This window comes from Phenylobacterium sp. (genome assembly GCF_020253645.1).
GTDB lineage: Bacteria > Pseudomonadota > Alphaproteobacteria > Caulobacterales > Caulobacteraceae > Phenylobacterium.
In genome coordinates this window covers 1-6,149 of record NZ_JADCBG010000129.1, presented here as the reverse complement: position 1 = coordinate 6,149, position 6,149 = coordinate 1, and the positions used below count along the sequence as shown (strand labels likewise).

Here is a 6,149-nt window from a genome sequence, read left to right as displayed (position 1 = left end):
AGGGAGACCTCGACGATCTCGCAGCCCGCCTCGCGCAGCCAGGCGATGCCCTGTTCCCAGAGCGCCTCGCTCTCGGCCGGCATGCCGTCGACGCGGTACTCCTTCGGCACCCCGATCCTCAGGCCCTTCACCGAGCGCCCGACGAAGGCGGCGAAGTCGGGGACCTCGACGTCCAGGCTGGTGGAGTCCTTCGGGTCATGCCCCGACATGGACTGCAGCAGGAGGGCGGCGTCCTCGACGGTCCGGGCGATCGGCCCGGCCTGGTCCAGCGAGGAGGCGAAGGCCACCACCCCCCACCGAGAACAGCGGCCGTAGGTCGGCTTGATGCCCACAGTGCCCGTGAAGGCGGCCGGCTGGCGGATGGAGCCGCCCGTATCGGTGGCCGTCGCCCCCAGGCAGAGACCGGCGGCGACCGCCGCAGCCGAGCCCCCGGAGGAACCGCCGGGGGTCAGGGGCGCGGAATCGCCGCGACGGCGCCAGGGACTGACCACAGGACCAAAGGCCGAGGTTTCATTGGACGAGCCCATCGCGAACTCGTCCAGGTTCAGCTTGCCGAGCATCACCGCGCCATCGCGCCAGAGCTGGGAGGTGACCGTGGATTCATAGGTGGGCGTGAAGCCGCCCAGGATCCGGCTGCCCGCCGTGGTGGGCACGCCGTCGGTGCAGAAGAGGTCCTTGATCCCGAGGGGGGCGCCATCCAGGGGCCCTGCGTCTCCGGAGGCCCGACGGACGTCGGAGGCCCGGGCCATGTCCAGGGCCCTCTCAGGGGTTTCCAGGATGTAGGCGTTCAGCGGCCGGGCGGCCTCGATGGCCTCGACGTGGGCCCGGGTCAGCTCCTCGGACGAAAAAGTCCCGGCGGCGAGGCCGTCGAGGGCGGCGCGGAGGGTCAGGTCGGTCAGTCCGGACATTACTCGACCACCTTGGGGACCACAAAGAAGTCGCCGGCGCGGCGGGGGGCGTTGGCGAGGACGCGCTCGGGATCACCACCCTCGGTGACCACGTCGTCCCGGAGAGGCGCGGCCTGGGAGACGGCCGACGTCATGGGCTCCACCCCGTCGACGTCAACCTCGGCCAGCTGCTCGATCCAGTCCATGATGCCGCTGAGCTCCCGCGCGAGGGGCTCGATCCGGGCTTCCGGCTCGGCAATCCGCGCCAGTCTGGCGACCTTGCGCACGGTCGCCGCGTCAATCGCCATGGGGGGCTCCGTAAGGCTCTGAAATCACTCCGGCTCAGCCGCCGGGTCCGGCAAGGCTCTATCTCCCCGGCGCGGCCTTTGACAAGCGCCGCGCGTCAACCCGACAGCAGCCCGCCGGCTGCAGCGCCTGCGAGGATGCCGCCCGACAGGAGCAGCGCGCCCAGGCCCACCCGGATCCCGTAGGCCGGCCCGCCGAGCACCCAGGCCGTCGGCGCCTTGATCAGCATGTTGGCGACAAGGGCGATCAGGACACCCAGCACGGCGACGACGTCCGTCAGCTTTCCGGCTGCGGCGAGCCCCGTCACCGACAGGGCCGCAGCGTGCGCGTCGGCGAGCCCCGTGGCGGCCGCGCCGGCGAGGACGCCCCTGTCCCCGAGCCAGATCTCCAGCAGCCGGCTCAGGAGCGTGCAGGCGGCGACCAGGCCAACGAAGAAGGCGGTGGTGGTCAGGTCAAAGGCCCGGCCGCTCGCGCCGTCCGCGCCCGACCCCGGGGTCCCGCCCCGGGACAGAAGCAGCGAATAGGCCAGGAGGACGCCGCCGCCCAGCAAGAGCGGCGCGGCCAGTGCAGCCAGGATCTGGGGTCGCAGGGTGGCCAGCAGGACCGCCATGTAAACCATCGATGACAGCATGGAGGCGACCCCTGCGGCGGCGGCGGGCGCTGTCAGCGAGGGGGTCTCCCGGGCCCGCCGGGCCATGCCGGCGATGGTTGCAGTCGAGGAGACGAGTCCTCCGGCGAGTCCGGCCAGGAACAGACCCCGACGTCCGCCCTCGAGCCGTTGGGCGATGTAACCCAGAGCGCTGAGCCCCATCATCACCACCGCCAGTCGCCAGAGCGAGAAGGGGTTCAGCACGCCAAGCGGATCGATGGCCCGGTCGGGAAGAAGGGGAAGGATCACAAGGGCGGCTATGGCGAAGGCCAGACCATCCATCAGCTCCCTCTGGGTCAGCACGTCCCGGACCAGGGCCTGGAGGGGCGCCCTGGCGGCCAGCAGGACCGCCATGACCACGCCGGCCGCCACCGCCGCCTGGGGGCGATCGGCGGTCATGACCCCGAGCAGGAAGGTGGCGAACATGGCGACTTCGGTGGTCAGGCCAGGGTCATCCGGGCGTGACCGGCGGTAGGAGGCGACGGCCGCCGCGGCGACGAAGAGCCCGGCGACAGCCGTCAGGAGCGGCTGGCCGAACAGTCCCGCAACGCCGCCCACCAGACCGATCAGGGCGAAGGTGCGAAGGCCCGCCGCCCCGCGGGTCGGCCCGTCGCCCTTGCTGCGCTCCCGCTCGACGCCGACCAGGAGACCAATGCCCAGGGCCAGGAGGAGCTTGAACTCCGGTTGCTCGACCAAGGCGTTCATTCGAGGCTCATCCTGCGTCCGTCGACCCGCTCCGGAGGTGATGAAGCACAATACCCGAGGTTGTGGCGACGTTCAGGGAATCAAATCCGGCGGCCATGGGAATCCGGACGGTCTCGCATCGCGCAAGGACCTCTGGAGACAGGCCGGCTCCCTCGGCCCCCAGAAGCACCGCCAGCCGGCCGCCGCCCTGAATCGACGCCAGAGGCCTTTCCCCGGCCGGACTGAGCGCCAGGACCCTCAGACCCTGGGCCTGAAGGCTCCCGACCAGATCCGCATCGGGGCCGAAACGGACATGGGGCGTCTTCAGCACTCCGCCTACTGAGACCCTCAGGGCCTTGCGGTAGAACGGATCACAGCAGTCGGAGTCCAGCGCCACGGCGTCGACCCCGAAGGCTGCGGCGTTGCGGAAAAGGCCGCCCATGTTGTCGTGGTTCGATATCCCCGACAGGGCCAGGACCAGGGCCCCCTCATCCGCCTTGCCAAGGATCGACGCCAGGTCCCCCGGCCCGGGCTTGCGGCCCAGGGCGAGAATCCCCCGGTGGATCGGGAAGCCGACGATCCGGTCCATCACCGCCTGGGAAGCGACGAAGACCTGAATCCCATCGCCGGCTGTCTCAAGCAGGCCGGAAAGGGCGGACAGACGGGATTCGGCGACCAGGATCGAGACCGGCTCGGCGGTCCTGCTCTCCAGCAGCGCACGCAGGACCACCTGGCCTTCCGCCACAAAGAGGCCGCTCCGGCCGACGAGGTCCCGTTCCCGGACATCCCGGTATCCGGCGATTCGCGGGTCGTCTGCGTCGGAGATCCACTCTGCCATCAACGGCATCTAGCCCGTAGCGGCCACCCCGGGAAGTGACGTGCCCCCTTCCCCTCGCCGGTCCAGCGGCTACAGTCGAGGCGGGAAGCGGCCTCGCGCCGGGGGGAAACAAGTTCATGCCAACGCTTGAAGCGCAGCCGCAGGCTGCGGAACGGCCCGTCTACACCAACAGCTACAAGAGCGTGGTCCTGAGCCTGCTCGTGGTCGCCTATACCTTCAATTTCGTCGACCGAACGATCATCTCGACCATCGGTCAGGCCATCAAGGTCGACCTGAAGATCACCGACACCCAGCTGGGCCTGCTGGGCGGGCTCTACTTCGCCCTTCTCTATACGACCCTGGGCATTCCCATCGCCCGGCTGGCGGAACGCTTCTCCCGGGTGAACATCATCACCGCGGCCATCGTGATCTGGTCGGGATTCACCGCGCTCTGCGGCACGGCGACCAGCTTCGCCATGCTGGCGGCCTATCGCTTCGGGGTCGGCTTCGGGGAGGCGGGGCTGAACCCGCCGGCGCACTCCCTGATCAGCGACTATTTCGAACCCAAGAAGCGGGCCAGCGCCCTGGCGGTCTACGCCCTGGGGATCCCCATCGGGACCATGCTGGGCGCCGTGGCCGGCGGCTGGCTGGCCCAGAACTTCTCCTGGCGGGCGGCCTTCATGCTCGTAGGGCTGCCCGGCATCCTCGTGGCCATCGCCATCAAGCTGCTGATCAAGGAGCCGCCGCGAGGGCACTCCGAGGCCGACGGGGGGACCTCCCTCGCCGCCCATCCGCCCTTCTCCATGGGCGGAGAGATGAGGGAGCTCTGGGCGATCGTGAAGACGCTCTTCGGCAAGTCGCCGGTTCTGCACATGCTGCTCGGCGTGACCATCGCCTCCTTCGGGTCATATGGCTCCGGACAGTTCCTGCCGCCCTACTTTTCAAGGGCCTTTGGCCTGGACTACGCCGAGGTGGGCCTGATCACGGGCCTCGTGGGGGGTATCTCAGCGGGTATCGGGACCCTTCTCGGCGGCGTGGTGACGGATCGCCTCGCCCTGAGGAGCCCGCGCTGGTACGCCCTGACCCCGGCCATCGGGCTCGCCATCGCGACGCCGATTTACATCCTCGCCTATCTGCAGCCGTCCTGGCAGACCGCCGCCCTGATCCTCCTGATCCCGGGCATCTTCCACTACATCTACCTCGGGCCGACCTTCGGCGTGGTGCAGAACATGGTGGAGACCCGCCGCCGGGCCACTGCGGCGGCCATCATGCTGTTCTTCCTCAATCTGATCGCCCTCGGCGGGGGCCCGCCCTTCACCGGCTGGGTGATCGACCAGTTCGCTCAGTTCAACTTCACCCAGGGGAGCCACCAGGGAATCCTGGCCTCCCTCGGCCAGATGTTCTCGGGGATCGGCGGCGGCGAGAGCTTCACCCAGGCCTGCCCGGGGGGCGTTGCGCCGGCGGGATCTTCCGCAGAGCTGGCGGCCCGTTGCCAGACCAGTCTCGTGGAGGCGACCCGTTCCGGCGTGATCATCTCGACCTGCTTCTACCTCTGGGCGGCGCTCCACTACTTCCTGGGCTCCATCGGACTGGTGAAGGCCCTGGCTGAAGCGCGCCGGGTGCGCGGCGAGGATTGAGCGGCGACTTGCGCCCGGGATCCCTGGGCGGAGATCCGGGGCGCCAGGCGGGGGCAGGCAGGCCGTCGGCTTTGCATCCCGGGCCGCCTCGGCCTAGAAGTCCCGGCCATGATCCCTCGCTATACCCGCCCCGAATTCGCCCGCATCTGGGAGCCCCAGACGCGTTTCACCATCATGTTCGAGATCGAGGCCCACGCCGCCGACAAGATGGCCGAGCTTGGCGTCATCCCGAAGGCGGCCGCCCGGACCATCTGGGAGAAGGGCCGGGGCGTGATCTTCAACGTCGACCGGATCGACGAGATCGAGCGCGAGGTGAAGCACGACGTCATCGCCTTCCTGACCCACGTCACCGAGCTTGTGGGGCCAGAGGCGAGGTTCCTGCACCAGGGCATGACGTCCTCCGACGTCAATGACACCGCCCTGGCGGTCCAGCTCGCCCGGGCCACGGACCTGCTGATCGAGGACGTCGACCTGGTGCTGGCGGCCCTGAAGCGCCGGGCCCTCGAACACCGGATGACCCCCTGCGTCGGCCGCAGCCATGGCATCCACGCCGAGCCGACCACCTTCGGCCTGAAGCTGGCCGGCCATTACGCCGAGTTCCAGCGGACCCGACAGCGCCTCGTCACCGCCCGGGCGGAGATCGCCACCTGCGCCATCTCCGGCGCGGTCGGCACCTTCGCCAACGTGGCCCCGGAGGTCGAGGCCCACGTGGCGGAGAAGATGGGCCTGGAAGTGGAGCCCGTGTCCACCCAGGTCATCCCCCGCGACCGCCACGCCGCCTATTTCGCCGCCCTGGCGGTCGCCGGCAGCGCCATCGAGCGACTGGCTGTCGAAATCCGGCACCTCCAGCGCACGGAGGTGCTGGAGGCCGAGGAGCCTTTCGATCCCGGCCAGAAGGGGTCCAGCGCCATGCCGCACAAGCGCAACCCCATCCTCACCGAGAACCTCACGGGCCTGGCCCGTCTGATCCGGTCGGCGGTCACCCCCGCCCTGGAGAACGTCGCCCTCTGGCATGAGCGCGACATCAGCCATTCCAGCGTCGAGCGCGCCATCGCGCCGGACACCACCGTCCACCTCGATTTCGCCCTGCGCCGGCTGGCCGGGGTGATCGAGCGCCTGGTGGTCTATCCGGAGAACATGCTGCGCAATCTCGACCGCCTTGGCGGGCT

At 69.6% G+C, this 6,149-nt stretch carries 6 protein-coding genes; 2 read left to right on the top strand and 4 right to left on the bottom strand.

What is annotated here, in order from left to right:
* The 4 genes from INE98_RS09080 to INE98_RS09065 form a co-directional block, all read right to left on the bottom strand.
* On the bottom strand, positions 1-908 hold a 908-nt coding region (locus INE98_RS09080; RefSeq protein WP_293538380.1), incomplete at its 3' end, for an amidase.
* Complete coding sequence (gene gatC, locus INE98_RS09075; protein ID WP_293538378.1) at positions 908-1,195, bottom strand: Asp-tRNA(Asn)/Glu-tRNA(Gln) amidotransferase subunit GatC; 288 nt, start codon at positions 1,193-1,195, stop codon at positions 908-910. The genes INE98_RS09080 and gatC, both read right to left, overlap by 1 nt.
* A gap of 95 nt (positions 1,196-1,290) precedes the next feature.
* Positions 1,291-2,547, bottom strand: a complete 1,257-nt coding sequence (locus INE98_RS09070; RefSeq protein ID WP_293538376.1) for a DUF4010 domain-containing protein — start codon at positions 2,545-2,547, stop codon at positions 1,291-1,293.
* 7 nt (positions 2,548-2,554) lie between these two features.
* Complete coding sequence (locus INE98_RS09065) at positions 2,555-3,373, bottom strand: RNA methyltransferase (RefSeq protein WP_293538374.1); 819 nt, start codon at positions 3,371-3,373, stop codon at positions 2,555-2,557.
* 107 nt (positions 3,374-3,480) lie between these two features.
* Here INE98_RS09065 and INE98_RS09060 point away from each other — a divergent pair, with 107 nt between their 5' ends.
* Both INE98_RS09060 and purB read left to right on the top strand, forming a co-directional pair.
* The gene (locus INE98_RS09060; RefSeq protein WP_293538372.1) at positions 3,481-4,980 is read left to right on the top strand and encodes an MFS transporter; all 1,500 of its coding nucleotides are present in this window, start codon (positions 3,481-3,483) and stop codon (positions 4,978-4,980) included.
* A gap of 108 nt (positions 4,981-5,088) precedes the next feature.
* On the top strand, positions 5,089-6,149 hold a 1,061-nt coding region (gene purB / locus INE98_RS09055; protein ID WP_293538370.1), incomplete at its 3' end, for an adenylosuccinate lyase.